Origin of the sequence: Alkalilimnicola ehrlichii MLHE-1 (assembly GCF_000014785.1) — a bacterium.
In the GTDB taxonomy this organism is placed as follows: domain Bacteria; phylum Pseudomonadota; class Gammaproteobacteria; order Nitrococcales; family Halorhodospiraceae; genus Alkalilimnicola; species Alkalilimnicola ehrlichii.
On the sequence record NC_008340.1, the window covers coordinates 2,379,198 to 2,405,699 of the forward strand.

A 26,502-nucleotide genomic window follows, 5' to 3' on the forward strand; every position below is an offset into this window, starting at 1 on the left:
TGATGTGGTATAACGCTGGGGCGAAACAACCCGGTCAAAAACACAACCCCATCGAGCCCCGCCATGAGTGATACCGCCAGTCGCACCGCCATCCTGCTCATCCACTGCCCGGATCGGCGCGGCATCGTCGCCGCCATCAGCCGCTTCCTGTCGGAACACGGCGGCAACATTGTCGACCTGGACCAGCACGTGGATGTGGAACAGGGCGTCTTCTTTATGCGGGCCGAATGGGAGTTGAAGGGGTTTGCCCTACCCGCCGACGGTATCGCCGAGGCCTTCCGCCGGCAGCTGGCCGAGCCCTTCGAGATGACCTGGCGGCTGCACTTCTCGGATGAACGGCCGCGCATGGCGCTCTTCGTCTCGCGGCTGGCGCACTGCCTTTACGACCTGCTGGCCCGCTGGCAAACCGGCGAGCTGGCGGTGGACATCCCCCTGATCATCAGCAACCACCCGGACCTGCGACCGGTGGCCGAGCGCTTCGGCATCGACTACTACCACCTGCCGGTCACGCCGGACACCAAGGCCAAGGTGGAACGCCAACAGAACGACCTGCTGGCCGAGTACCGGGTCGACTTCGCGGTGCTGGCCCGCTACATGCAGATCCTGTCGGCCGATTTCATCCACGCCTGGCCGGAGCGCATTATCAACATCCACCACTCCTTCCTGCCGGCCTTCGCCGGGGCCCGGCCCTACCACGCGGCCCATGAGCGCGGGGTGAAGATCATCGGTGCCACCAGCCATTACGTCACCGAGGACCTGGACGCCGGCCCGATCATTGAGCAGGACGTCACCCGGGTGACGCACCGCGACGCGGTCAGCGACCTGGTGCGCAAGGGGCGTGACCTGGAGCAGCTGGTGCTGGCACGTGCCGTATGGCTGCATGTGCAACGCAAGACCTTGGTCTACCAGAACCGCACGGTGGTGTTCGACTGAGCCTGAATCGGGAAATATGCGCGGCTGTTGTCTACCTTTGGGAGTAACGGCCTCCGGGCCGTTGGGTCCGCTGACGAACACCCCCACTCCGAGAGGAACGCATTTATGGCACAGACCGTGACCGCTGCATACGAGAGCGAAGAGGCCGCCCGCAATGCGGTCGATGAACTGATCTCCGATGGTTATGACCAGGAGAAGGTCTTTCTCGACAAGGAGAACATCCAGGTGAAGGTGATGGTGCCGGACAGTGGGCAGCGCGAGGCCGAGGAGATCCTCAAGCGCCATAGCCCGAAAGATGTCTGGGCCCGCCCCGTCCAATAATCCAGCCTAAGAAGGGACGCCCCTGGCGGTACACAGACACCGGCAGGGGCGCTTGCAGGACCCGGGACCACCCGGCCCTGATGGCGACGGGCCCATAGGTCTGCTTTTTAGGGGTCTATTTCTCGGGGGCTATTTTGCGGCCTCCAGGGCCTGGTCGATGTCCGCGATGATGTCGTCCACGTGCTCGATGCCCACCGCGATGCGCACCATGTCCTGACTGACCCCCGCCTGCTCCAGCTCCGCCTCGTTCAACTGGCGGTGGGTGGTGGTGGCCGGATGAGTGGCCAGCGACTTGGCGTCACCGATGTTCACCAGGCGGGTGATGAGTTGCAGGGCATCAATGAACTTCGCCCCGGCCTCCTTGCCCCCGCGGATACCGAAGGAGAGGATGCCGGAGGCCATACCACCGCGCATGTACTTCTGCACCAGCGGGTCGTCCGGGCTGGACTCCAGGCCGGCATACTTCACCCAGGTCACCTGCGGGTGGTTCTGCAGGTGCTGCGCCACGGCCAGGGCGTTCTCACTGTGCCGCTCCATGCGCAGGTGCAGGGTCTCGATCCCCTGCAGCAGCTGGAAGGCGTTCATGGGCGAGAGCGCGGCGCCGGTATTGCGCAGGGGCACCACCCGGCAGCGGCCGATGAAGGCGGCCGGCCCCAGGGCCTCGGTATAGACCACCCCGTGGTAGGACGGGTCCGGCTCCACCATCATCGGGAAGCGTTCGCCGTGGTCCGCCCAGGGGAACTTGCCCGAATCCACGATGACCCCGCCCACGGTGGTGCCGTGACCGCCCATGAACTTGGTCAGTGAGTGCACGACGATATCCGCGCCGTCATCGATCGGCCGCCAGAGAAAGGGCGTGGGCACGGTGTTGTCCACGATCAGCGGCACCCCGTGACGGTGGGCGATCTCCGCCAGCCGCCCGATATCCGCCAGCTCGCCGGAGGGATTGCCCACCGTCTCGCAGAAGACCGCCTTGGTCTTGCCATCGATCAGCGCCTCCAGCCGGTCAAAGTCGTCGTGGCTGGCCATACGCACCTCGATACCGAAGTTGGGCATGGTGTGCGCGAACAGGTTGTAGGTGCCGCCGTAGAGCTTGCTGGTGGAGACGATATTGTCACCGGACCGGGTGATGCACTGAAGGGCGTAGGTGATGGCCGCCATACCCGAGGCCACGGCCAACCCGCCGATACCCCCCTCCAGTTCGGCCACCCGCTGCTCCAACACCGCGTTGGTGGGGTTCATGATGCGGGTGTAGATGTTGCCCTCCACCTTGAGGTCGAACAGATCCGCCCCATGCTGGGTGTTGTCGAAGGCGTAGCTGGTGGTCTGGTAGATGGGCACCGCCACCGCCTTGGTGGTCGGGTCCGGGCTGTAGCCCGCGTGGATTGCCAGGGTTTCCGGTTTCACGTCCTGCTCCCTCTATTCGGTGTTCGGATCCGCAGACGCCTCTGGGGCGCCGGCTGGTTATTGGCCTCGACCATTCTGCTCAGCAGGGTGCGGGATTAAAAGCCCGGCGCCACTAACAAAATGGCATACCCTTAGGCGACTGGCTTCTGCGGTCAGAGCGACCGTCTCCGCACCATCATAGTCCAGCCACCACCGCCCGCGAGGGCGCCCCAAAGCCTGACCCACCCCGCGTACCAGCGGCTTGCACTTAGCCCCCAAAGCCCATATATTGGGCTCTGTCCTCGTGCGCCACACGATATGTGGCCAACGGAGGGGAACACCGGTGAGAATCCGGGGCTGTCGCGCAACGGTGTGACAGGGCCGTCCAGGCCGCTGTCGAGCCCGAATACCTCCGAGGACCGGCCACCCCCGGCGGGTGTGCCGAGCCCGGAACCTTCGCGTCAAAGGTGCCCGGGGACAGGACGCCCTCGCTGCAGCCAACCGCCCGTCGCGCTCCGCTGCGTGCGCCCTGCCCTCACATCCCTCGCGTCGGTTCCTCCCGGTTCATCTGGACGAGCAGGAGGAATCTCATGTCCGCCAAGGCTGCCGAGGCCGCACCAACGGCCCAGAGCGATACCCAGCAGGTCATCCGCCGCAACGGCGCGCTGACCGCCTTCGACCCCGACAAGATCCAGCTGGCCATGAAGAAGGCCTTCCTGGCCGTGGAGGGCGAGCGATCGGCCGATGCCGCCCGCATCCAGCAGGTCACCGCCGAACTCACCGCGCAGGTGGTCCAGGCCCTGACCCGGCGCCCCACCGCCACCCCGATCCACATCGAGGATATCCAGGACCAGGTGGAGCTGGCGCTGATGCGCGCCGGCGAGCACAAGGTGGCCCGCGCCTACGTACTCTACCGCGAGGAACACGCTCGCAAGCGCCGCCAGGAGGCCACGGACGAGCCGCCGCGGCTGCACATGACCCGCACCGACGGTGAGCAGGTACCGCTGGATGAGTCGCTGCTGCGCCGGGTGCTGCACCACGCCTGCCATGAGCTGGCGGATACCGACCCCGAGCGCGTGGCCCGCGAGGCCTGGCGGAACCTCTACGACGGGGTCACCGAGCAGGAGGTGCACAAGGCGCTGATCCTGAGCGCCCGCAGCCTGATCGAGCAGGAGCCGGCGTATGGCCACGTGGCCGCGCGCCTGCTGCAACACCAGCTCAACGGCGAGGCCCTGCGCTTTCTCGATTTTCCCTACGACGGCGCACCCGGCGCCGACCCTGGCTACACCGACTACTTCGCCCGCTACATCCGGCGCGGGGTGGAACTGGAACTGCTGGACGAACAGCTGCTGACCTTCGACCTGGAGCGGCTGGCCGAGGCCCTGATGCCGGAGCGCGACCTGCAGTTCAACTACCTGGGCCTGCAGACCCTGTACGACCGCTACCTGCAGCACTGGGACGGCACCCGCTTCGAGCTGCCCCAGGCCTTCTTCATGCGCGTGGCCATGGGCCTGACCCTGCAGGAGGTGGAGCGCGAGGAGCGGGCCATCGAGTTCTACCGGCTGCTCTCCAGCTTCGACTTCATGAGTTCCACCCCCACGCTGTTCAATAGCGGCACCCGCCGCCCGCAGCTCTCCAGCTGCTACCTGACCAGCGTGCCCGACGACCTGGGCGGTATCTACGGCGCCATCCGCGACAATGCCCTGCTGTCCAAGTTTGCCGGCGGCCTGGGCAACGACTGGACCCGCGTTCGGGCCATGGGCGCCCACATCAAGGGCACCAACGGCCGCTCCCAGGGCGTGGTGCCCTTCCTCAAGGTGGCCAGCGACACCGCCGTGGCGGTGAACCAGGGGGGCAAGCGCAAGGGTGCGGTCTGCGCCTACCTGGAGACCTGGCACCTGGACGTGGAGGAGTTCCTGGAGCTGCGCAAGAACACCGGCGACGACCGCCGCCGCACCCACGACATGAACACTGCCCACTGGGTGCCCGACCTGTTCATGCAGCGGGCCGAGGCCGACGCCGACTGGACCCTCTTCTCGCCGGACGATGCCGCTCACCTGCACGAGCTTTACGGCCAGGCGTTCAAGGCCGCCTACGAAGACCTGGAGGCCCGGGCGGCGCGCGGTGAGATCCGCAACTACAAGGTGGTCTCCGCCAAGCAGCTCTGGCGCCGCATGCTGGGCATGCTGTTCGAGACCGGCCACCCCTGGATCACCTTCAAGGACCCGTGCAACCTGCGCTCCCCGCAGCAGCACGCGGGTGTGGTGCACAGCTCCAACCTGTGCACGGAGATCACCCTGAACACCTCGGACGAAGAGATCGCCGTCTGCAACCTGGGCTCGGTGAACCTCGCGGCCCATACCACCCCCGATGGTCTGGACCACGAGCGGCTGCGCAACACGGTCCGCACCGCCATGCGCATGCTGGATAACGTCATCGATATCAACTACTACAGCGTGCCCCAGGCCCGCCGCGCCAACCTGCGCCACCGCCCGGTGGGGCTGGGCGTGATGGGGTTCCAGGACGCGCTTTACGCCCAGGACCTGCCCTACGCCAGCGACGAGGCGGTCGCCTTCGCCGACCGCAGCCAGGAGGCGATCAGCTACTACGCCATCGAGGCCTCGGCGGACCTGGCGCGGGAACGGGGGGCCTACCCCAGTTTCGAGGGCTCGCTCTGGCAGCGCGGTGAGCTGCCGCTGGATTCCATTCAGCGGGTGGTGGAGGCACGGGATGGCGATTGCACCATGGACACCTCGTCCAGCCTGGACTGGGCCGCCCTGCGGGAGAAGGTGCGCACCGGCATGCGCAACTCCAACTGCCTGGCGATCGCCCCCACGGCCACTATCGCCAACATCGTCGGGGTCTCTCAGGGGATCGAGCCGGCGTTCAAGAACCTGTACGTCAAATCCAACCTCTCCGGCGAGTTCACCGTGGTGAACCCGGCCCTGGTCCGGGCGCTGAAGGCGTACGGCTTGTGGGATGCGGTGATGGTGAATGACCTGAAGTATTACGACGGCAGCGTGCAGCCCATCGGCCGTGTACCGGAGGAACTGAAACAGCGCTTCGCCACCGCCTTCGAACTGGACTCGGAGTGGCTGGTCCAGGCCGGCAGCCGGCGGCAGAAGTGGCTGGACCAGTCCCAGTCGCTGAACCTCTACATGGCCGAGCCCTCGGGGCCGAAGCTGGATGCGCTCTACCGCCAGGCCTGGCGCTTGGGGCTGAAGACCACCTACTACCTGCGCAGCACCGGGGCCACCCAGGTGGAGAAGAGCACCATGGACCCGGCGCGGGCCAACCGGTTGAACGCGGTGAGCGCGGCGCCGGGGGGTGGGCAGAGCTGTTCGGTTGATGATCCGGAGTGTGAGGCGTGTCAGTAGTTTCGGGTGATCCGGGGCTGCTGATCCGGGCGTGCTGGAGCGCCGGTCGGGTGGGACGACTTCGTTTTAGTGCCGGAACGGTCTGGCCGGGGGGATCGGGGACGAATACGCCGTGAATACGTCCCTGTAGGCTCGTAGGCAGCATCCCTGCTGCCTACGATTCGTCCCCGATCCCCCCGGCCAGCCCTGACAACCGACAGGGAAGTGGCTTACGGAGTGCAGCCCACTACCGACACCCACTGCAGCCACCCGGCTCCGTCCCGTCTCCAGCGCACGGCCGAGCAACCCGCGACACCAGAGTCGCGGCGGAGGGCAACCGGCGATCACGACGGTGAGTCCGGGTAGCGGGCGGGCGGAATTCGATTCAGGGGCGTCGCTGGCCAGGGATGGCCAGCGACGAGCCTACAGGGACGTACTTGCGGCGTCCCCTGAAGCGAAATCCGCCCGCCCGCTACCCGGACTCACCGTCAGGCCACCCGATCCACCCTCAAGCACCCCCGCCGCGGACTGGAAAGGACAGGACAAAGTCAACGACATTCAAGCCGACCTAAAGGGAACAACATAAGGAGAACACCATGCAAAACCAGAACGCCACCGGCCTGGAGGCCATCGAAGCCGGCGCCCACCGCGTCAGCGTGGACGAGAAGCGCATGATCAACTGCCGCGCCGACGTGAACCAGCTGCTGCCCCTCAAGTACGAGTGGGCCTGGGAGAAGTACCTGGCCGGCTGCAACAACCACTGGATGCCCACCGAGGTGCCCATGGGCGCCGACATCGCCCTCTGGCGCCACCCCGACGGCCTCACCGCCGACGAACGGCTGATGATCAAGCGCAACCTGGGCTTCTTCGCCACCAGCGAATCCCTGGTCGCCAACAACATCGTCCTGGCCATCTACCGCCACATCACCAACCCCGAGTGTCGTCAGTACCTGCTGCGCCAGGCCTTCGAGGAGGCCATCCACACCCACACCTTCCAGTACATCGTCGAGAGCCTCGACCTGGACGAGGGTGAGCTGTTCAACATGTACCGCGAAGTGCCCAGCATCACCGACAAGGCCGCTTGGGCGCTGAAATACACCCAGAATCTCGAGAGCGGCCACTTCGACACCACCTCCAGGGAGGGGGCGCAAAGCTTCCTGCGCGACCTGGTGGCCTTCTACGTGGTCTTCGAGGGCATGTGGTTCTACACCGGCTTCGCCCAGATCCTCTCCCTGGGCCGGCAGAACAAGATGACCGGCATCGCCGAGATGTACCAGTACATCCTGCGCGACGAGTCCATTCACCTGAACTTCGGCATCGACGTGATCAACCAGATCCGCCACGAAAACCCCGAACTCTGGACCAACGACTTCGAGCAGGAAGTGCTGACCATGCTCCGCGAGGCGGTCGAACTCGAAGTCGCCTACGCCCGCGACACCATGCCCCGCGGCATGCTCGGGCTGAACGCCGACATGTGCGAGGAGTACATGCACTTCATCACCAACCGCCGCTGCGCCCAGTTGGGGCTGAAGGAGCTCTACCCCGGGGCCACCAACCCCTTCCCCTGGATGAGCGAAGTGATGGACCTGCAGAAGGAGAAGAACTTCTTCGAAACCCGGGTCACCGACTACCGCACCGGGGGCGCCCTGCAGTGGGACTAGGCTGAGGCGGGGCGAATGCCGCTCAGTACCCGAAAGGCGGTCTCGCGGGCGGTGCGCAGAAAGTCCGCCATCCAGGGCAGGTGGCCATCCTCCTCCCGGGTGGCGGCGTACAACGTGCGCCAGACACCCCCCTCGCCCAGGCTCAGGGCACAGACGTAGTCCTGCTCCAGGTACTCGGCCAGCGCCCAGTTGGGCATCCCGCAAACCCCGCGGCCACTGGCCACCAGTGGCATCATCAGCACGGCCATGGCAGCGGTGCGCACCCGGTGGGGGCGCACGCCGGCCGGGTCCAGGAACTGGGTGAAGATGTCCTGCCGGGCGTGCTCCACCGGATAGGTGATCAACGTCTCCTCGGCCAGCTCCTGCGGGGCGACCCAGTCCCGGCCGGCCCAGCGGTGGTTGCGGCCCACGGCCAGCAGCGACTGGTAGCGGAACAGCGGCTCATAGTGCACGCCGGTCAATGGCCTCGGGTCGGCGGTGACCACCAAGTCCAGCTGCTCGCTCCCCAGCGCCGGCAGGGCGTCGAACTGGTGGCCCTCCGGTATGTCGATCTCCACCTCCGGCCACTGGCGGTGGTACTGATCCAGGGTGGGGAGCAGCCACTGAAAGCAGCTGTGGCACTCGATGGACAGGTGCAGGCGCCCCGGCCGTTCCCCGCTCATGCGCATCAGCTCCTGCTCGGTGGCCCGCAGTCGGGGCAGCACCTCGTCGGCCAGGTCCAGCAGCCGCTGCCCGGCGGGGGTAAAGCGTAACGGGCGGCTCTTGCGCAGAAACAGCGTCTGGCCCAGGCGGGCCTCCAGATCCTTGACCTGGTGCGACAGCGCGGACTGGGTCAGGTGCAGTCGGAGCGCCGCCGCGCTCAGCGAGCCGGTATCGCGCACCGTGGCCAGGGTGCGCAGGTGGCGCAGTTCCAGCGTGTTCATGAGAAAATTTAATCATCCAATTGAAAAAGGCGCGATTGATTCATGATACCCCAACGCGGAAACTGCCGCGAATCATTCAATACCGACGGAGGTTTTCATGAGTACCACTCATGTACTGGGGTATCCGCGCATCGGGGCCCGCCGGGAGCTAAAACGCGCCACGGAGGCCTACTGGAAGGGCGAAATCGACCAGGCGGAACTGGAGCGCACCGGCCGCGAGCTCCGCGCCAGGCACTGGCAGGCACAACGGGACGCGGGCCTGGACTGGGTGACGGTGGGCGACTTCGCCTTCTACGACCATGTACTCAACGTCAGCGCCCTGCTCGGCGCCGTCCCCCCGCGCTTCGGCGATGCGGGCGAGACGGTGGACCTGGACACCACCTTCCGCATGGCCCGGGGCCGGGCACCCACCGGTGAGCCGGCGGCCGCCTGCGAAATGACCAAGTACTTCGACACCAACTACCACTACCTGGTCCCGGAACTGCACGCCGATCAGCGCTTCGGGCTGGCCTCCCGGCGCCTGTTCGACGAGGTGGCCGAGGCCCGGGCCGCCGGGCACCCGGTCAAGGTCGTGCTCACCGGCCCCCTCACCTGGCTCTGGCTGGGCAAGGCCAAGTCCCCCGGGCTAGACCGCCTCGACCTGCTGGACGGCGTGGTGGATGTCTACGGCGAGATCCTCCAGCAACTGGGCGAACAGGGCGTGGAGTGGGTACAGCTGGACGAACCAGCACTGGTACAGGACCTGCCCGCCGACTGGCAACAGGCCTACGAGCGGGCGTATCACCGGCTGCAGGCCGGCCCGGTCAAGCTGCTGCTGGCCACCTATTTCGGGGGCCTGGGCGAGAACCTCTCCACCGCCCTGAACCTGCCGGTGGACGGAATCCACATCGACTGCGTGCGCGATCCCGACCAGCTCACCGCCGTGCTCGACCGGCTGCTACCGCACAAGGTCCTGTCGCTGGGGGTCATCGACGGCCGCAACGTCTGGCGCAGCGACCTGGCCGCGTTGGCCCGGACGTTGGCGCCGGTGCGCGAACGGCTGGGGGAGCGGCTCTGGCTGGCGCCGTCCTGCTCTCTGCTGCACGTGCCCGTGGACCTCGATCTGGAGACCGAGCTGCAACCGCAACTGAGGCGCTGGCTGGCCTTCGCCCGCCAGAAGCTCGACGAGCTCGTCGTCCTGGGCCGGCTGCTGGGTGACCGCGCCGGCGCCGCGGACGAACAGGCAGCGGCGGAAGCCAGCGCCGCCCTGGCCGACCGCCAGGCCTCGACGCACATCCACAAGGCCGAGGTGGCGGAACGCATGCAGCGCGTCGGGCCGGCCGATCGCCAGCGCGGGCAACCCTACCCGGAACGGGCCCGCAAACAGCGCAAACGCCTGGCACTGCCGCTGTTCCCCACCACCACCATCGGCTCCTTTCCGCAGACGGCGGAGATTCGCGCGGCACGCCGCGATCTGAAGGCTGGCCGACTCACGCCCGAAGCCTACGAGGCACGCATGCGCGAGGAGATCGCCTTTGCCGTGGCGCGCCAGGAGGAGATCGGGCTGGACGTGCTGGTCCACGGCGAGGCCGAGCGCAACGACATGGTGGAGTACTTCGGCGAACAGCTCGACGGGTTCGCTTTCACCCGCGCGGGCTGGGTGCAGAGCTACGGCTCCCGCTGCGTCAAACCCCCCATCATCTACGGGGATGTCAGCCGCCCGCGGCCGATGACGGTGCGGTGGAGCGAATACGCCCAATCGCTCACCGGACGGCCCATGAAGGGCATGCTCACCGGGCCGGTCACCGTGCTGCAGTGGTCTTTCGTGCGCGACGACCAGCCCCGCTCGGAGACCTGCCGGCAGATCGCCCTGGCGCTGCGCGACGAGGTGGCCGACCTGGAGGCGGCGGGCATCCCGGCCATCCAGATCGACGAGCCGGCCCTGCGCGAGGGCCTGCCCCTGCAGCAGCGGCAGTGGCCGGGCTACCTGGACTGGGCGGTGGACTGCTTCCGCCTGACCGCCTCGGTGGCGCAGGATGCGACCCAGATCCACACCCACATGTGTTACTCGGAGTTCAACGACATCATGGGCGCCATCGCCACACTGGACGCGGACGTGATCACCATCGAGACGTCACGCTCCGACATGGAACTGCTGGAGGTATTCGAGGGCTTCGAGTACCCCAATGAGATCGGCCCCGGGGTGTACGACATCCACTCGCCGAACACCCCGTCGGTGGACTGGATGGTAAGGCTGATGGAGAAGGCCGCCCGGCGCATCCCGGTGGAGCGGCTGTGGGTGAACCCGGACTGCGGCCTGAAGACCCGTGCCTGGGCGGAAGTGGAGCCGGCGCTGCAGAACATGGTGGCGGCGGCGGAGATACTGCGCGAGCGCTACGGCCAGGCGCAGACCCGGGTGGCAACCCAGGGGAAACGCTGAGGAATACCCTGGCCCGTCATTGCGAGCCCCCCGCCCCGCTGCGCGGGCCCGAATCAACGAGGAACGGGGCACCCCTGTCATTGCCAGGGCCGAAGGCTTTCCCCCCGTCATCGCGAGGGGGGCGCCCCACCCGTCATCGCGAGGGCCGAAGGCCCGCGGCGATCCAGGGCGGTAGACTGCCACGTCGGCTTCGCCTCCTCGCAGTGACGGTGGGGGGGGACCGCGCTCGCAGTGAGGGTAGGGGGCGCCCGCAGCGTCTGGCCATGTTCATCAAGAGCGTAGCGAAGCAGTCTTTATGTCTTGACCATCACCGGGTAATGGATTGCTTCGTCGCTTTGCTCCCGCACCACCCACCCGGCTGGTGTCTCCCCATTTTTTCCAGGGCGGGTCTGCAAGCTGCTGAAGGTGGGCGGTTATCCGCTGATGAGCGTGGTGGCACCGGATCTGGGCAGCGGTCAGACATTGCCCCTGCTCACGCGGCTGCTCTCCTCGGCGCGAGCGGGCCATCGCAGTGAGAATACGGATTTGCTCTCGGTGATGGAGACGGTTCAGCGCCATGTGTCTGGAGCGCCCTTATGGGTGATTGGCCGGGGCGGGGATCGGGGCCGGGGCCGGGGCCGACGCCAGGGTGAGCGACTGATCCAGGCGTACCTGGATCGGTGGGCATGCGAGGAGGGGTACCGCTTCACCAAGCAGGGCTTTCAGCTCGAGGGCGTGCAGGCTCGGCGCCAAAGCGGGGGAACCAGCCGATATTTCCCTTATCCTCGCTGCTTGCCGGTTGGCAGCGGCTCTTCCAGTCCGCACGACGCGTTTATTACCACTGGTGGCGACGACCTCATAGGCCCAAGCCGCCCATCATCCCCGACCAGTTTGCTGACAGCCCAACGCTGATCCCAATACGCTCGTAAATAATGGGGAAACGCCAGACCGGGCGGCCCTTGTGTACCTGTCTGCCGTTTCGGTCACAACCACCACGTTGACCCCCGGGACGTAAACGGCCATGGCGGGCTGCTGGCCGGTGCCGGTGACTGGGTGGCGCTGGCCGGTGGCCTGATCATCCTGCTGCTGGGCGCGGGCCTGTTTGCTGCTGCCCTGGGGACCACCCCGGCCATCTACCGGCTCTGACCCAACGGGCGGCATGCCCCGTCGCCGGCTTACAATCGCTCGGCAATGGCATCCAGCGCCTCGGGGTTGCTGAGGGCGCCCCGGTTGCCTGGCTCGCGCCCCTGCAGCATGCGGGCAACGGCGAGTTCGACCTTCTTGCCGCTGCGGGTGTAGGGGATATCCGGCACCGCCACGATCCGCCCCGGCACGTGCCGCGGGCTGGCGTTCTCCTTGATCGCCTGCTTGATCCGTTGCTCCAGCGCCTCGGTCAGCGTCTGGCCCTCGGCCATCACCACCAGCAGCAGTACCCGCACGTCACCGTCCACCGGCTCACCCACCACCAGGCTGTCCGCCACCTCGGGCACCTGCTCCACCTGGCGGTAGATCTCCGCGGTGCCGATCCGCACGCCACCGGGGTTGAGCGTGGCGTCGGAGCGGCCGTAGATCACCGCCCCGCCGTGCTCGGTGAAACGCACGTAGTCGCCATGCGCCCAGACACCCGGGAAGGTCTTGAAGTAGGCGCCCTTGTAGCGGCTCCCGTCCGGGTCGTTCCAGAACCGCACCGGCATGGCCGGAAAGGGCTGGCGCACCACCAGTTCACCCCGGCCGTGACCGGCGTCGTGGCCGTCATCCTCGTAGGCGGCGGCGTCCACGCCCAGCAGCCGGCACTGGATCTCGCCTCGGCGCACCGGCAGGTTGGGCGTGCCGCCGACAAAGCAACCGCAGATGTCGGTGCCGCCGGAGATGGAGGCCAGCAGCACGTCACGCTTCACCTGGCCGTAGACCCAGTCGTAGTCCTCGGGCAGCAGCGGCGAGCCGGTGGAGAAGAGCACCCGCAGGGCGGACAGATCGTGCGCCTCGCCCGGCGCCAGTTCCTTCTTGCGACAACCGCCCAGGAACTTGGCGCTGGTGCCGAAGTGGGTGATGCCCTCGCGTTCGGCCAGGTCCCAGCAGACATCCAGGTCGGGGTAGCCCGGCGAGCCCTCGAAGAGCACCAGCCGCGCCCCGGTCACCAGCCCCGAGGCCAGCCAGTTCCACATCATCCAGCCGCAGGTGGTGAAGTAGAAGAAGGTATCCCCGGGCTTGAGGTCGGCGTGCAGCATCAGCTCCTTGCTGTGGTTGAGCAGCATCCCGCCCGCCCCGTGCACGATGCACTTGGGCACCCCGGTGGTGCCCGAGGAGTAGAGGATGTAGACCGGGTGGTCCGCCGGCAGCTGCTCGAATACCGGCCGGGCGCCGGCGTGGACGGCCAGGGCCTCGTCCCAGGGGGTGAAAAGCCCGCCCTCAGGGTGACCGACGTCGGGCAGCAGCGGGATGCTGAGCACCGCCGCCAGTCCAGGCAGGCGCTCGGCCAACTCGACATTCTGCTCCAGCCGCGGGAAGGGCTTGCCGTTGTAGCTGTAGCCGTTCACCGCCAGCAGCACCTTGGGCTCGATCTGGCTGAAGCGGTCGAGCACCCCGGAGACGCCGAAATCGGGCGAGGCGGAGCTCCAGATGGCCCCCAGCCCAGTGGCCGCCAGCATGCCGATGAGCGCATGCTCGGTGTTGCCCACCACGCCGGCCACCCGGTCGCCCGGGCCCACGCCTTGGGCGAGTAGAAAGCCCTGCAACGCGGCCACCTGCTCCAGCAGCTCACCGCGGCTCAGACGCACCGGCGCGCCGGACTCGGACACCGCCACCAGCGCCTCGGCCGAGGCATCCCCATGCAGGGCATGGCGCAGCAGGTTCTCGGCAAAGTTCAGCCTTGCGCCAGGGAACCACTCGGCGCCCGGCATCTCCCGGCGCCCGAGCACCCGGTCGTAGGGCCGGCTGGCGATCACCCCGGTGTAGTCCCAGATGCTGGACCAGAAACGCTCCAGGTCCTCGATGGACCAGGCGTGCAGGGCATGATAGTCCTCGAACCGGCCGTAGCCCTCGGCAGCCAGCCAGCCCATGTAGTGGGCTATATTGCTCTGCCGCAGCTCCGCCTCGCCCGGCTGCCAGAGTACTTCGCTGTTCTCACTCATAAGGGCCTCCCCATCGCCCGCAGCGTCCCGGCCATACCCTATGCAGGAACGGCGCCACGTTTCCCGCTTGAGGTTCCAGGCCATTGTAGTCCGCGCGCGGGAGGGGATGAGGGTCGGCCTGCGTGCGCGCCGGACATGGCCGGACTGTCCGGAAAACGGGCGCCGGGTGTCCGGCCTCCGAACAGGACACCTTGTCAGGCCTCGTCCTCCCGCCCGATAGCGGGCGACGCCCACATCGCCCCGGTGGTTGGCATGGCTACAGGAAGGGATAGGCAATACCCGGCACCCCCGCAAGGCGTAGAACCGCGGCTTGCCGCCTCAATCAAACGACTGTTAGAGTCCAAGAACAACAAGCAGAACGATCCGGAAGGATGGAGAGTGACCCATGAGCCTGCACCAACGCACCCTGTTCATCACCGGCGCCAGCCGGGGGGTGGGCCTGGCCATTGCCCTGCGCGCCGCCCGGGACGGGGCAAATATCGCCATTGCGGCCAAGACCGACCGGCCCCACCCGAGGTTGCCCGGCACCATCTACACCGCTGCTGAGGCCATCGAACAGGCCGGCGGCCGTGCCCTGCCCCTGACGGTGGACATCCGCGATGAGGACCAGGTGGCGGCGGCGGTGGAGCGCACCGCTGATCACTTTGGCGGTATCGACATCCTGGTCAACAACGCCAGCGCCATCCGCCTGAGCGGCACGCTGGACACGGAGATAAAGCACTTCGACCTGATGCACCAGGTGAATGCCCGCGGCACCTTCCTCTGCGCCCGGGCCTGCCTGCCCCACCTGCTGCGGGCGGACAACCCCCACGTGCTCACCCTGTCACCGCCGCTGAATCTCAAGCCGGAGCACTTCGGCCCCCACCTGGCCTACAGCCTGGCCAAGTTCGGGATGAGCCTCTGCACGCTGGGGCTGGCCGAGGAGTTCCGCGACCGCGGGGTTGCCTTCAACTCGCTCTGGCCGCGCACGCTGCTCGATACCGCGGCGGTGCGCAACCTGCTGGGTGGCGAGGGGGTGGCGCGCCGCGGTCGCCGCCCGGAGATCGTGGCCGACGCCGCCCACGTCGTGCTCACCCGCGCCGCGCGGGGACAGACCGGGCAGTTCCTGATCGACGAGGCGGTGTTGCGCAAGGCCGGGGTCACCGACTTCCGCCGCTACCAGGTCGATCCGGACCTGGCGGAATCCGCGTTGATGGACGATCTGTTTCTCTGAGCCATCCCCGCGATGGCAATATCCCCGGCAACGACTAGAGTTGATGACAACGACCAATCAAACAAACGTTTTGCCTAGGCATCGATTCCTGACCTGCGCCGAGCGGGGCGACGGATCGGGGAGGAGACACCATCCATGACGACGCGAATCAACCCCGCGCCCAGTGAGCGTGGACGGCGGGTGGCCATCGTCGCCGGCCTGCGCACGCCCTTTGCCCGGCAGCTCACCGCCTACCGCGAGCTCTCGGCCATCGACCTGGGCATCCTGGTGACCGCCGAGCTGATGGCGCGCCTGGACCTGGACCCGGCCCTGGTGGAGCGGGTGGTTTACGGGCAGGTGGGCATCCTGCCCCAGGCCCCCAACATCGCCCGCGAGGTGGTGCTGGGCGCCGGCCTGCCGGCGGGCACCGATGCCTACAGCGTCTCCCGCGCCTGCGCCACCAGCTTCCAGTCCACTGCCGAGGTGGCCACCGCCATCGCCAACGGCGAGATCGAGATCGGCCTGGCCGGTGGCGCCGACTCCACCTCGGTGCTACCGCTGCAGCTCAGCCGGCCGTTGGCCCGGGCCCTGATTCATGCCAGCAAGGCCCGCTCCCTGGGTGAACGCCTGCGCTGCCTCAGGGGCGTCCGGCCGCGGCACTTCATCCCCAGGCCACCGGCGGTGAAGGATTACACCACCGGCCTGGGGATGGGGGATATCGCCGAGCAGATGGCCAGGAACCACGGCATCGGCCGCGAGGCCCAGGACCGCTTCGCCCTCGACTCCCACCGCAAGGCCCACCAAGCCTGGGAGGAGGGGCGGCTGGCCGACGAGGTGATGCCGGCCATCGTCCCGCCCTATAAAGAGGCGCTGGCGCGGGACAACAACATCCGCGGGGACAGCAGCCCGGAGCAGCTCGCCCGGCTGCGCCCGGCCTTCGACCGGCGCCACGGCACCGTGACCGCGGCCAACTCGACGCCGCTCACCGACGGCGCCAGCACCCTGCTGCTGATGCGCGAGGACCGGGCCCGGGCCCTGGGCCACACCCCACTGGGCACCCTGCGCAGCTGGGCCTTCACCGCCATCGACCCCTTCAACGACGGCCTGATGGGGCCCTCCTACGCCACCCCGCTGGCGCTGGACCGGGCCGGTGCGACCCTGGACGACATGGCACTGGTGGACATGCACGAGGCCTTCGCCGCGCAGTCGCTGGCCAACCTCAAGCAATGGCCCAGCCGTCGCTTTGCCCGCGAGGCCCTCGGGCGAAACGCCCCCATCGGCGAGGTGGACCCGGAGCGGTTCAACGTCCTGGGGGGCTCCATCGCCTACGGCCACCCCTTCGCCGCCACCGGCGGCCGGATGATCGTACAAACCCTGAATGAACTGCGCCGGCGCGGCGGCGGTCTCGCCCTGACCACCGCCTGCGCCGCCGGCGGCCTGGGCGCCGCCATGGTGTTGGAGGTGGACGGATGACAACGCACCCGAAGACGGCACAAGAGAACCGGCCGGAACAGGAAACCGCCTTCCACCTGGCCCTGGGCGATGACGGTATCGCCGTGATCACGGTGGATGTGCCCGGCGAGCGCATGAACGTGCTCAAGGGCGAGATGGTGCGCGAGGCCAACGCCCTGCTCGATACCCTGGACGAGCAGCCTGCGCTGCGGGGCGTGATCTTCACCAGCGGCAAGGCGGACAACTTCATCGCCGGGGCCGACGTGCACATGCTGGCCGCCTGCGAGACCGCCGAGGCCGCCCGCGAGCTGGCCCACGCCGGGCAGCGGCTGTTCGACCGGCTGGAGGCCTTTCCGAAACCGGTGGTGGCCGCCATCCACGGCACCTGCCTGGGCGGCGGCCTGGAACTGGCGCTGGCCTGCCACGGCCGGGTGGCCACCGACCACCCGGCAACGCGCCTCGGCCTGCCCGAGGTGCAACTAGGCCTGTTGCCCGGCAGCGGCGGCACCCAGCGCCTGCCCGACCGGGTGGGGCTGCCGCTGGCCCTGGACCTGATGCTCACCGGCCGCCAGCTGCGCGCCCGCCAGGCCCGGAAGCGCGGGCTGGTGGACGACCTGGTGGCCCCGCCCATCCTGCTGGACGCCGCCCGCAAACGGATCGATGAGCTGGCCGAGCCGCGCCGCCATCGGCCGAAGCGACCACTGACCACCCGGCTGCTGGAGAACAACCCGCTGGGCCGACGGCTGGTCTACCGCCAGTCCGAGCGCACGGTGCAGGCCAAGACCCACGGCAATTACCCGGCCCCGCCGCGCATCATCGACGCGGTGCGCGCCGGCCGGGAGCGGGGCCGCCAGGCCGGGCTGGAGACCGAGCGCCGCCACTTCGGCGAACTGGCCATGACCCCCGAGGCCCGGGCCCTGATGGCGCTCTATTTCGCCACCACGGCACTGAAAAAGGACAGCGGCACCGATGCCGGCGTCGAACCCCGGCCGGTGCGACGAGTGGGTGTGCTCGGCGCCGGCCTGATGGGGGCCGGGATCGCCTACGTCACCAGCGCCAAGGCCGGGACCCCGGTGCGCCTCAAGGACATCGCGCTGGAGGGCCTGAACAACGGCATGCGCCACATCGACGGCGAGATCCGCGCCCGGCACAAGCGTGGGGCACTGACCGACTTCGAGGCCACCCGCCAGCGCACCCGCGTCACCCCCACCCTGGACTACCGTGGCTTCGGTGCCCTGGACGTGGTGATCGAGGCGGTCTTCGAGGATCCGGAGCTGAAACACCGGATGCTGGCCGACGTGGAGGCCCACGGCCCGGAGCATGTCATCTTCGCCAGCAACACCTCGTCCCTGCCCATCAGCGAGATCGCCACCGGGGCGCAACGGCCGGAGCGGGTCATCGGCATGCACTACTTCTCACCGGTGGAGAAGATGCCCCTGCTGGAGGTGATCGCCACCGACCGCACCGACCCCGAGGTCATCGCCACCACCGTCGCCCTGGGCCGGACCCAGGGCAAGACCGTGATCGTGGTGCGCGACGGCGCTGGCTTCTACGTCAACCGCATCCTCGCCCCCTACCTCAACGAGGCCTGCCGGCTGCTGCAGGAGGGCGTGGCCATCGACCACATCGACCGCACCCTGGTGCGCTTCGGCTTCCCGGTGGGCCCCTTCGCCCTGCTGGACGAAGTGGGGCTGGATGTCAGCGAGAAGGTGGCGCCCATCCTGCACCGGGCCTTCGGCGAGCGCATGACCCCGGTGGACGTGGGCGGGCGGATGCTGGCCGACGGCCGCAAGGGGCGCAAGAGCGGTAAGGGGTTCTACCGCTACGACCGCAAGCGTGGCAAAGGGGGGCGCCCGGTGGACGAGGGGGTCTACCGGCTGCTCGGGCTGGCACCGGGGCGCGACATGGCACCAGAGGCGATCATCGACCGGACCGTGCTGCCCATGATTAACGAGGCGGTGCGCTGCCGGGATGAAGGGATCATCCGCTGCGAGCGGGACGGGGATATCGGTGCAGTGTTCGGCATCGGCTTCCCGCCCTTTCGCGGCGGCCCCTTCCACTATCTGCGCCAGCAGGGCGCGGCCGGGGTAACCGAACGCCTGCAGGCCCTGGCCGCGGAGCACGGCCCACGCTTCGCGCCGGCCCCCTCGCTCCAGGGCTGAGGCCACGCCCCGTCGGCGCGGACGTCCCGCCGCGGGCGTCACGTCATTGCGGGCCCCTTCGCCGTCATTGCGGGCGCGGACCCGCCCCCACCATCAATGCGAGGAGCGAAGCGCAAACCCGCCCCCACCGTCACTGCGAGGAGGCGAAGCCGACGCGGCAGTCTACCGCCCTGGATCGCCACGGGCCTTCGGCCCTCGCGATGACGGGGGGAAGCCTTCGGCCCTCTTGATGAACATGGCCAGACGCTGCGGGCGCCCCCTACCCTCACTGGGAGCGCGGTCCCCCCCACCGTCACTGCGAGGAGGCGAAGCCGACGTGGCAGTCTAGCGCCCTGGATCGCCGCGGGCCTTCGGCCCTCGCCATGACGGGTGGGGCGCCCCCCTCGCGATGACGACCGAAAACCCGCGGCCCTCGCCATGGCAGCCCCGCCGTTCTTCCCTGATTCGCGCCCGCGCAGCGGGGAGGGGGGCTCGCAATGACCGTTTGTACGGCATCAGTCCAGGCCGGAGAGATGCCCCTCGAAGGCGCGCCAGTCCTCGATGGCCGCCGGCACCGGGGGCGCCTCCGGCGCCTGCCCCAGCACCTGGGCGAAGACCTCGGCCGGCGGCACATGCCCGCCTCTGCAGCGGATCACCCCCTTCACCAGCCCGATGGCCACCGTTCGCCCGTCGCGGACGAAGCGCTGCTCCACATAGAACCACTTGTCATCCCAGCAGAGCATACGGCTGCGCAGTTCGAAGCGTTGAAAGGGGAGCAGCGAACGGCGCCAGCGCACCATCGAGGAGGCGATCACCGGCATCCAGCGCTCCCTCACCACCACCCGGCCCAGGCCGCTGCGCAGCATCAGGTCGATCCGGCCCAGGTCCATCAGGGTGAGGAAACGACCGTTGTTCATGTGCCGGTTCAGGTCCAGGTCGAAGGGCCAGACCCGCATCCGCAGCACGGACTCGTCCAGCGCCCCCAGCCGGGGCCGGAAACGGGCCATCAGACTGAGCCACAGCAGCCGGAAATACAGGTTCATGGCGGTGCCACCCCCTTTCGATGACGGTTCAAACGACTGTATCAAACCTTAACTCGGGCCCGCGTTTAAAACGAAGGCCCGCCACGGCGACCGGGCCATGCTGCAAACGCACAAAATTAAACACCCGGATCAGCAGCTTAACTCGTTTTAAACGCTTGAAAGAGCGACGCCCTCTTTCTAACCTTGAACCAGGTCGTCAAACGACCGATTAGAACGACCGAACAACAAGGCCTTGCTGAAAGCAGGAGGAGAACCGATGCATCCAGTTCCCCAGAGCCAGGACACTGGCCGTCGCCCTGCCCTGCGCCCTCGCCCTCGGGGGCATCTCCGGGACCGCGGCCGGCGCGGCCTTTGCCCTCAAGGAGCAAAGCGCCACCGCGCTCGGCAATGCCTTCGCGGGCGCCACCGCCGGCGCCGAGGACCTCACCTACAGCTTCTTCAACCCGGCCGCCCTGGCCTGGGGCTCGGGCACCGAGATCGCCCTGGTGGGCAGCTATATCCTGCCCGAGTTCGAGTACGAATCGGATGACCCCACCGCCGGCAACCCCTACCCCGGGGACCACTCCAGCAGGAGCCGGGAGGCCGCCTTCGTGCCGGTGGGTTACGCCGCCTGGGAACTGCGGGACGATATCCGCATGGGCGTCGGGGTGACGGTGCCCTACGGGCTGGAGACCGACTATGACCGCGACTGGATCGGCCGCTACGACGCCATCAACACGGAGTTGCTGACCATCGACATTAACCCCACCGTCGCCTGGCGGGTCAATGAACAGTTCGCCGTGGCCGCGGGGCTGTCCGCACAGTACGCCGACGCCAGCCTCAGCAGCGCCATACCCGGTCAGGGGATGGACCCCTCGACCGACGGCAAGCTCGACGTGGAGGGGGACAATTGGGCCTATGGCTTCAACCTGGGGGCCCTGTTCGAACCGGTCGAGGGGACCCGCCTCGGGGTGGCCTACCGCTCGCGCATCACCCATGACCTTTCGGGGGATGCCGAGTACGACCCGGCGAACTTCGGCCCGGGCACCGCCGAGCCCCAGGAGGTCGGGGGGAGCGCCAAACTGCGCCTGCCCGAGACCCTCAGTCTGGGCATCCACCAGGCGATCAACGACCGCTGGGCGGTGATGGCCGACGCCACCTGGACCCGCTGGAGCCGCTTCGATGAGCTACGGGTGGATTTCGACGAGGACATCACCATCGGCACCACCCTGATGGGGCCGATCACCTCCTCCGGCAGCGTCGACGACTACAGCTGGGACGACACCTGGTTCGTCGCCCTGGGCGCCACCTTCCGTCCCAACAACGAATGGGCACTGCGGGTCGGGGTGGCCCACGACGAAAGCCCGGTCAGCAACTGCTGCCGCACCCCGCGCATCCCGGACGAGGACCGCACCTGGCTGGCCTTCGGCGCCAGCTACCAGCCCAATGACAACGTGAAACTGGACTTTGGCTACACCTACATCTGGCTGGACGACGCCGATATCGTGCTGAACGACGACAACCCCAATGTCCCGGACGTGGAGGGCGAGTACGAAAGCTCTGTGCAGATCCTCACCGCCTCATTCAACTACCGGTTCTGACAGCCCGCCTGTCGATCGCCCCACCGGGGGCCGGACACCCCCGTTCGGCCCCTTTCTCATTCCACCAGCCGGACCTCACTCCATTTTTTTATTCGTATCCGGCATTAAATTACCACGATCAATTCTTTTTTTTGCTAAGCCCCAGGCGTTACGCTCTCTCAAACCGTCAACGCCTCGTCACGGGATGGGAGACTGGAGAGCCCGCGTTATGGCCAACAGACCACAGGCATTGAAGATCCACCCCCAGCCGGTTCTCGCCCCCGGGGAGCTCGACTCGGTCCGACGGCAACTGGCGGCGGCATCGGCGCAGGAGCGTGTGCGCTGGGGCCTCGCCCGCTTCCCCGGACGCATTGTCCTCGCCTCCAGCTTCGGGGCGCAGGCCGCGGTGTCCCTGCACCTGGTGACCCGTGAACAGCCCGACATCCCCGTGGTACTGGTGGATACCGGCTATCTCTTCCCGGAGACCTACCGCTTTGTGGACGAGCTCACTGAACGGCTCGGTCTCAACCTTCAAGTCGCCCGCCCGGCGCACTCCGCGGCCTGGCAGGAGGCGCGCTTCGGCCGTCTCTGGGAGCAGGGCGTCGAGGGGATCGAACGCTACAATCGGATGAACAAGGTCGAGCCCATGCAGCAGGCCCTGGAGACCTTGGGGGCCGACGCCTGGTTTGCCGGGCTGCGCCGGCAGCAGGCGCACTCGCGGCAACAACGGCAGGTGGTCGAGATCCAGAACGACCGGGTCAAGGTGCATCCGATCATCGACTGGACAGACCGGGATGTCCACCGCTACCTGACCCGCCACGACCTGCCCTACCACCCCCTCTGGCACGAAGGCTACGTCTCCATCGGCGACGTCCACACCACCCGCCGGCTCGCCGACGGCATGAGCGAGGAGGAGACGCGCTTCTTCGGCCTGCGCCGGGAGTGCGGTCTGCACGACCTGGTCTGAGCATCGGCCTGGTTGACGCCCGCCCCCGCCTCCGCGGTCAGCGGTGGCGGTCGGCGGGTGGGTGGCGTCAGACGCCGGACACGCCCGCCGTCGGTTCCCGGGTCCTGCGCTCACTGGATCTGGTTATCCTCCGGACGCTGGGTGACTCCACGAGACCGCCAGATAGCCCGCCGCGATCACCGCCAGGGTCAGTAACAGCAACCCCAGCCAGGCCCCGCGCCAGGACGATCCGGAGGCACGCAGATTCAAATACACCATCGCCACCTGGTGGGCCTTGAAGCCGGTGCTCAGCAGCAGCAAGCCGGCGGACCACAGCGGCAATGTCCGGGCAGCCCCTTCACCGCCCAGTTGCGCGGCGCACATGGAGAGCCCGGTCAGCGCCATCAGCACCGCCCAGGTCTGCAGCAGCCGGCGTTTACCGGGCAACGGTTGAGTCATCGCTCACCTCAACAGGTAGATCAACGGATACAGCAGCACCCAGACCAGATCCACCATGTGCCAGAAGGCCGTGCCCGTCTCCACATGGGTCATGCGCGGCCGCCAGACCACCAGCGCCAGCAACACCAGGCCGAACACCACGTGGGCGAAGTGGAAACCGGTCAGCAGGTAGTAGAAGGTAAAGAAGGTGTTGCTCTCAGGCGTGAGCCCGGCACCCAGTTTGTCGGCGTACTCCACCACCTTGATCACGGCAAAGACCAGTCCCAGCACCATAGCGGCCAGTAACCACTGACGGCATCGCCGAACCCCTCCCACCGCGACGGCCTCCAGGGCTAGCGCGGCAAACAGACCGCTGGTGAGCAGAATGAGGGTGTTCAGCCCGCCCAGTAGCGGGTTGAGCAGTTGCCGCGAGGCCTCAAACACCTCCGGTTCGCCGGCGCGGGCCCAGGCAAAGGCCGCGAAGAAGGCGGCAAAGACCACCACCTCACTCAGGATCAACACCCACATCAGCGGGTTTCCGGGCAGCCCGGCCAATGGGCCCCAGCCCGGATTGCAGACCAACGGGGCCCCGCCGTTATCGGTCCCACCACCTGGTCGCATCAGCCCTCCATCGCGCAAGGCCCTCCCCCCGCGCCGTTTTCGAATTGCCGTGAATCAAGTTTGCAGCGCTTTTCCATGCCCACCGCTGGACTTAAAGATGCTGTTATTTTACATCTTATGGCTCTGGCTGACAGGTCACGTTAATCCGCAGCATCACGGCACTGAGCCATCGCCATCAACTGGGGGGTATACGCCGATGTCCGACGGTCTGACCAAGGCCGCGGCCCGGAACATTTTCTTCGGCGGGTCGCTGTTCTTCTTCATCCTCTTTGCCGCACTGACGGCACACAGCCACTGGTACATCGTCAATCACTCCACCGACCACGCCGGCATGACCGACTCGGTCGTGGCGGGTAAGGAGGTCTGGGAGGAGCACAACTGCATTAATTGTCACACCATCCTCGGCGAGGGCGCCTACTTTGGCCCTGAGATGGGCAATGTCTGGACCCGGTTCGGCGGGCACCGGAGCCCCGAGGGTGCACGCGCCGCCATTGCCGGCTGGATACGCGCCCAGCCCACCGGGGCCCCGGGGCGGCGGCAAATGCCCTACTTCGAAATCAACGATGAGGAGATGGACGCGCTGATCGATTTCCTCGAATGGACCGACAACATCGACACCCAAGACTGGCCGCCCCACCCATCCGGATGAGCCACCGGCACTGACTGAACCACCGGTACAACGGGTCCCGAGACGAGGAGCACGTCAACCATGAAGTATGAAACCCAACGGGTGGCCTACCCCTTCTTTCTGGTCGCCATGGCGCTGTTCGCGCTGCAGATCACCTTCGGCATTCTGGCCGGCACGGTCTACGTACTGCCCAACTTCCTCGCCGAAGCGATGCCCTTTCACATCATCCGCACCAGCCACACCAACCTGTTGATCGTCTGGCTACTGATCGGCTTCTTCGGCTGCACCTACTACCTGATACCGGAGGAGACGGAACACGAGCTCTACAGTCCCAAGCTGGCCTACATCCAGCTGGGGATCTTCGCCTTTGCCGGGGCCGCCGCCCTGGTGGGCTACCAGTTCGGTATCCACGAGGGACGCCACTACCTGGAGCAGCCCTTTTGGGTGAAGAGCTTGCTGACCCTCTCCTTCCTGATGTTCCTGTTCAACACCACGATGACGCTGATCAAGGGCCGGCGCACGGCGGTGAGCCTGGTGCTCATGCTGGGCCTTTGGCTGGCGGCCATCTTCTGGATGTTCGCCTTCTATAACCCGTCCAACCTGGCGCTGGACAAGCTCTACTGGTGGTGGATCGTCCACATCTGGGTGGAAGGCGTCTGGGAGCTGATCATGGCCGCCCTGCTCGGCTACCTGCTGATCAAGCTCACCGGCGTGGATCGGGAGATCATCGAGAAGTGGCTGTATGTGATCGTCGGTCTGTCGCTGTTTTCCGGTCTGCTCGGCACTGGCCACCACTATTACTGGATCGGCACCCCCGGCTACTGGCAGCCCATCGGCAGCATCTTCTCCACCCTGGAGGTCATCCCCTTCTTCGCCATGGTGGTGTTCGCCTTCTACATGTTCTGGAAGGGCAGCCGGAATCACCCCAACAAGGCGGCCATGCTGTGGACCCTCGGCTGTGCGGTCATCGCCTTCTTCGGCGCCGGCGTCTGGGGCTTCATGCACACCCTGTCGTTCATCAACTACTACACCCACGGCACCCAGATCACCGCCGCCCACGGCCACTTGGCCTTCTTCGGGGCCTACGTGATGCTGGTCCTGGCGCTCATCTCCTACGCCATGCCGCAGATGCGCCGGGTCCAGCCCTACAACCAGGTGATGAACATGTGGTCCTTCTGGATCATGACCTCCGCCATGTGCTTCATGACCTTCACCCTGACCTTCGCCGGTGTGGTGCAGACCCACCTGCAACGGGTGCTGGGCATGAACTTCATGGAGGTGCAGGGCCAACTGGATATGTTCTACGTGATGCGGCTGGGTGCGGGCGTGGCCGTGGCCGTAGGCCTGGTACTGTTCCTCTGGTCGATTTACGGCCGGACCCGCGAGCAGGTGCCACAGACGGCCAATGTCCCAGGCACCGCCTGACTGCCTTCCGGCCAGGCCACGACGGTCTGCCACCGGGTCCGGAACCCGGTGGCAGACCCGCTCCGGCTGAGCGATCCCGACCCGTTCCCGATACGCAAGAGGTCCGGCTCATGCCCCGATCCGCAGAAGCACTGGCAACGCCATCCCGCGACACTCCCTATTACGAGCCCGTGGGCGGTGAATGCCGCCTGTTCGAGCACGCCCACCAGCACGGCCTGCCGCTGCTGCTCAAGGGCCCCACCGGCTGTGGCAAGACCCGCTTCGTCAGCCATATGGCCACCCGCCTGGGCCGGCCGCTGTACACCGTCGCCTGTCATGACGACCTGACCGCCGCCGATCTCACCGGCCGCTACCTGTTGCAGGGCGGCGAGACCCGCTGGGTGGACGGCCCGCTGACCCGCGCGGTGCGCGAGGGCGGGATCTGCTACCTGGACGAGGTGGTGGAGGCGCGCAAAGACGTTACCGTGGTGCTGCACCCGCTCACCGACGACCGCCGTGTGCTCCCCCTGGAACGCACCGGCGAGCTGTTGCAGGCCCCGAAGGACTTCATGCTGGTGGTCTCCTACAACCCGGGGTATCAGAACATCCTGAAGACCCTGAAACCGAGCACCCGGCAACGCTTCATGGCGCTCTCCTTTGACTTTCCCCCACCGGAGACCGAGGTGGCCATCGTCAGTCGCGAGAGCGGGCTGGACCGGGACCGCTGCCTGGCCCTGGTCAACCTGGCGGTGCGGCTACGCGCCCTCAAGGGACAGGACCTTGAGGAGGGCGTCTCCACCCGGCTGCTGGTCTACTGCGCCAGCCTGATCCGCTCCGGCGTCCCCATCCTGGAGGCGGCCCACTGCACCCTGGTGGAGCCGCTCAGCGACGATGAGGACGTCAAGGCCGGACTCGCTGAAGCCGTGCACGCCACCTTCGGCTGACCATCCGCCCGAGGCGCAGGAGAAG

18 protein-coding genes, 1 pseudogene and 1 riboswitch are annotated in these 26,502 nt (G+C 67.3%); of the genes and pseudogenes, 13 read left to right on the plus strand and 6 right to left on the minus strand.

Annotated elements, in window-relative coordinates; translation table 11 throughout:
- Positions 1–63 precede the first annotated feature (63 nt).
- Both purU and MLG_RS10655 read left to right on the plus strand, forming a co-directional pair.
- Positions 64–933: a formyltetrahydrofolate deformylase gene (purU, locus tag MLG_RS10650; RefSeq protein ID WP_011629835.1), complete on the plus strand. Its 870-nt coding sequence runs from the start codon at positions 64–66 to the stop codon at positions 931–933.
- A gap of 105 nt (positions 934–1,038) precedes the next feature.
- Positions 1,039–1,254 (plus strand): SPOR domain-containing protein, encoded by a 216-nt coding sequence (locus MLG_RS10655; RefSeq protein ID WP_011629836.1) that lies wholly within the window; start codon positions 1,039–1,041, stop codon positions 1,252–1,254.
- A 129-nt stretch (positions 1,255–1,383) separates the two neighbouring features.
- Here the strand turns inward: MLG_RS10655 and MLG_RS10660 are convergent, their stop codons facing one another.
- Positions 1,384–2,661 (minus strand): O-acetylhomoserine aminocarboxypropyltransferase/cysteine synthase family protein, encoded by a 1,278-nt coding sequence (locus MLG_RS10660; RefSeq protein WP_011629837.1) that lies wholly within the window; start codon positions 2,659–2,661, stop codon positions 1,384–1,386.
- Between the two features lie 264 nt (positions 2,662–2,925).
- A riboswitch (cobalamin riboswitch) is annotated at positions 2,926–3,072 on the plus strand.
- Positions 3,073–3,230: 158 nt separating this feature from the next.
- Between MLG_RS10660 and MLG_RS10665 the strand changes: the two genes are divergently transcribed.
- Positions 3,231–6,017, plus strand: coding sequence for a ribonucleoside-diphosphate reductase subunit alpha (locus tag MLG_RS10665; RefSeq protein ID WP_011629838.1), 2,787 nt, complete (start codon positions 3,231–3,233; stop codon positions 6,015–6,017).
- A gap of 572 nt (positions 6,018–6,589) precedes the next feature.
- Positions 6,590–7,657: pseudogene (locus MLG_RS10670) on the plus strand (ribonucleotide-diphosphate reductase subunit beta); the annotation flags it as partial.
- Here MLG_RS10670 and MLG_RS10675 read toward each other — a convergent pair.
- Positions 7,654–8,580 (minus strand): LysR family transcriptional regulator, encoded by a 927-nt coding sequence (locus tag MLG_RS10675; protein WP_011629840.1) that lies wholly within the window; start codon positions 8,578–8,580, stop codon positions 7,654–7,656. The pseudogene MLG_RS10670 and the gene MLG_RS10675 sit on opposite strands and share 4 nt — an antisense overlap.
- Positions 8,581–8,677: 97 nt before the next feature.
- On the opposite strand from MLG_RS10675, the gene metE reads away from it, so the two are divergent.
- Positions 8,678–10,999 carry a 5-methyltetrahydropteroyltriglutamate--homocysteine S-methyltransferase gene (gene metE / locus MLG_RS10680; RefSeq protein ID WP_011629841.1) on the plus strand — a complete coding sequence of 774 codons (2,322 nt, stop codon included), beginning with the start codon at positions 8,678–8,680 and terminating at the stop codon, positions 10,997–10,999.
- 1,154 nt (positions 11,000–12,153) lie between these two features.
- On the opposite strand, the gene MLG_RS10685 is transcribed toward metE, so the two are convergent.
- A complete protein-coding gene (locus MLG_RS10685; protein ID WP_011629844.1) occupies positions 12,154–14,109 on the minus strand; it encodes an acetoacetate--CoA ligase in 1,956 nt (651 codons plus the stop codon).
- Between the two features lie 385 nt (positions 14,110–14,494).
- On the opposite strand from MLG_RS10685, the gene MLG_RS10690 reads away from it, so the two are divergent.
- From MLG_RS10690 to fadJ, 3 genes are all read left to right on the plus strand, one after another.
- A complete protein-coding gene (locus MLG_RS10690; RefSeq protein WP_011629845.1) occupies positions 14,495–15,322 on the plus strand; it encodes an SDR family oxidoreductase in 828 nt (275 codons plus the stop codon).
- A gap of 135 nt (positions 15,323–15,457) precedes the next feature.
- A complete protein-coding gene (fadI, locus tag MLG_RS10695; protein ID WP_011629846.1) occupies positions 15,458–16,774 on the plus strand; it encodes an acetyl-CoA C-acyltransferase FadI in 1,317 nt (438 codons plus the stop codon).
- The gene (gene fadJ, locus MLG_RS10700) at positions 16,771–18,915 is read left to right on the plus strand and encodes a fatty acid oxidation complex subunit alpha FadJ (protein WP_011629847.1); all 2,145 of its coding nucleotides are present in this window, start codon (positions 16,771–16,773) and stop codon (positions 18,913–18,915) included. The genes fadI and fadJ overlap by 4 nt, the downstream gene beginning before the upstream one ends.
- Before the next feature lie 494 nt (positions 18,916–19,409).
- On the opposite strand, the gene MLG_RS10705 is transcribed toward fadJ, so the two are convergent.
- Positions 19,410–19,937, minus strand: a complete 528-nt coding sequence (locus MLG_RS10705) for a thioesterase family protein (RefSeq protein WP_011629848.1) — start codon at positions 19,935–19,937, stop codon at positions 19,410–19,412.
- A gap of 323 nt (positions 19,938–20,260) precedes the next feature.
- Here MLG_RS10705 and MLG_RS10710 point away from each other — a divergent pair, with 323 nt between their 5' ends.
- Together MLG_RS10710 and MLG_RS10715 are read left to right on the plus strand one after the other, a co-directional pair.
- Positions 20,261–21,517: an OmpP1/FadL family transporter gene (locus tag MLG_RS10710; RefSeq protein WP_232209322.1), complete on the plus strand. Its 1,257-nt coding sequence runs from the start codon at positions 20,261–20,263 to the stop codon at positions 21,515–21,517.
- Positions 21,518–21,725: 208 nt separating this feature from the next.
- A complete protein-coding gene (locus MLG_RS10715; protein WP_011629850.1) occupies positions 21,726–22,463 on the plus strand; it encodes a phosphoadenylyl-sulfate reductase in 738 nt (245 codons plus the stop codon).
- A 123-nt stretch (positions 22,464–22,586) separates the two neighbouring features.
- On the opposite strand, the gene MLG_RS10720 is transcribed toward MLG_RS10715, so the two are convergent.
- Both MLG_RS10720 and MLG_RS10725 read right to left on the minus strand, forming a co-directional pair.
- The gene (locus MLG_RS10720) at positions 22,587–22,901 is read right to left on the minus strand and encodes a cytochrome C oxidase subunit IV family protein (RefSeq protein WP_011629851.1); all 315 of its coding nucleotides are present in this window, start codon (positions 22,899–22,901) and stop codon (positions 22,587–22,589) included.
- 3 nt (positions 22,902–22,904) lie between these two features.
- Positions 22,905–23,501 carry a cytochrome c oxidase subunit 3 gene (locus MLG_RS10725; protein WP_011629852.1) on the minus strand — a complete coding sequence of 199 codons (597 nt, stop codon included), beginning with the start codon at positions 23,499–23,501 and terminating at the stop codon, positions 22,905–22,907.
- Positions 23,502–23,697: 196 nt separating this feature from the next.
- On the opposite strand from MLG_RS10725, the gene MLG_RS10730 reads away from it, so the two are divergent.
- The 3 genes from MLG_RS10730 to MLG_RS10740 all read left to right on the plus strand — a co-directional run bounded on the left by MLG_RS10730 (position 23,698) and on the right by MLG_RS10740 (position 26,477).
- A complete protein-coding gene (locus MLG_RS10730; RefSeq protein ID WP_011629853.1) occupies positions 23,698–24,150 on the plus strand; it encodes a c-type cytochrome in 453 nt (150 codons plus the stop codon).
- A gap of 60 nt (positions 24,151–24,210) precedes the next feature.
- Positions 24,211–25,554: a cbb3-type cytochrome c oxidase subunit I gene (locus MLG_RS10735; RefSeq protein WP_011629854.1), complete on the plus strand. Its 1,344-nt coding sequence runs from the start codon at positions 24,211–24,213 to the stop codon at positions 25,552–25,554.
- Positions 25,555–25,664: 110 nt separating this feature from the next.
- A complete protein-coding gene (locus MLG_RS10740; protein ID WP_011629855.1) occupies positions 25,665–26,477 on the plus strand; it encodes a CbbQ/NirQ/NorQ/GpvN family protein in 813 nt (270 codons plus the stop codon).
- Positions 26,478–26,502 lie beyond the last annotated feature (25 nt).

Coding starts and splice junctions, on each gene's coding strand:
- MLG_RS10735 (WP_011629854.1), top strand. CDS start 24,211: ATGAAGTATGAAACCCAACGGGTGGCCTACCCCTTCTTTCTGGTCGCC.
- MLG_RS10655 (WP_011629836.1), top strand. CDS start 1,039: ATGGCACAGACCGTGACCGCTGCATACGAGAGCGAAGAGGCCGCCCGC.
- purU (WP_011629835.1), top strand. CDS start 64: ATGAGTGATACCGCCAGTCGCACCGCCATCCTGCTCATCCACTGCCCG.
- MLG_RS10725 (WP_011629852.1), bottom strand. CDS start 23,501: ATGCGACCAGGTGGTGGGACCGATAACGGCGGGGCCCCGTTGGTCTGC.
- fadJ (WP_011629847.1), top strand. CDS start 16,771: ATGACAACGCACCCGAAGACGGCACAAGAGAACCGGCCGGAACAGGAA.
- MLG_RS10675 (WP_011629840.1), bottom strand. CDS start 8,580: ATGAACACGCTGGAACTGCGCCACCTGCGCACCCTGGCCACGGTGCGC.
- MLG_RS10730 (WP_011629853.1), top strand. CDS start 23,698: ATGTCCGACGGTCTGACCAAGGCCGCGGCCCGGAACATTTTCTTCGGC.
- MLG_RS10705 (WP_011629848.1), bottom strand. CDS start 19,937: ATGAACCTGTATTTCCGGCTGCTGTGGCTCAGTCTGATGGCCCGTTTC.
- MLG_RS10740 (WP_011629855.1), top strand. CDS start 25,665: ATGCCCCGATCCGCAGAAGCACTGGCAACGCCATCCCGCGACACTCCC.
- MLG_RS10685 (WP_011629844.1), bottom strand. CDS start 14,109: ATGAGTGAGAACAGCGAAGTACTCTGGCAGCCGGGCGAGGCGGAGCTG.
- MLG_RS10665 (WP_011629838.1), top strand. CDS start 3,231: ATGTCCGCCAAGGCTGCCGAGGCCGCACCAACGGCCCAGAGCGATACC.
- MLG_RS10715 (WP_011629850.1), top strand. CDS start 21,726: ATGGCCAACAGACCACAGGCATTGAAGATCCACCCCCAGCCGGTTCTC.
- MLG_RS10720 (WP_011629851.1), bottom strand. CDS start 22,901: ATGACTCAACCGTTGCCCGGTAAACGCCGGCTGCTGCAGACCTGGGCG.
- fadI (WP_011629846.1), top strand. CDS start 15,458: ATGACGACGCGAATCAACCCCGCGCCCAGTGAGCGTGGACGGCGGGTG.
- MLG_RS10690 (WP_011629845.1), top strand. CDS start 14,495: ATGAGCCTGCACCAACGCACCCTGTTCATCACCGGCGCCAGCCGGGGG.
- metE (WP_011629841.1), top strand. CDS start 8,678: ATGAGTACCACTCATGTACTGGGGTATCCGCGCATCGGGGCCCGCCGG.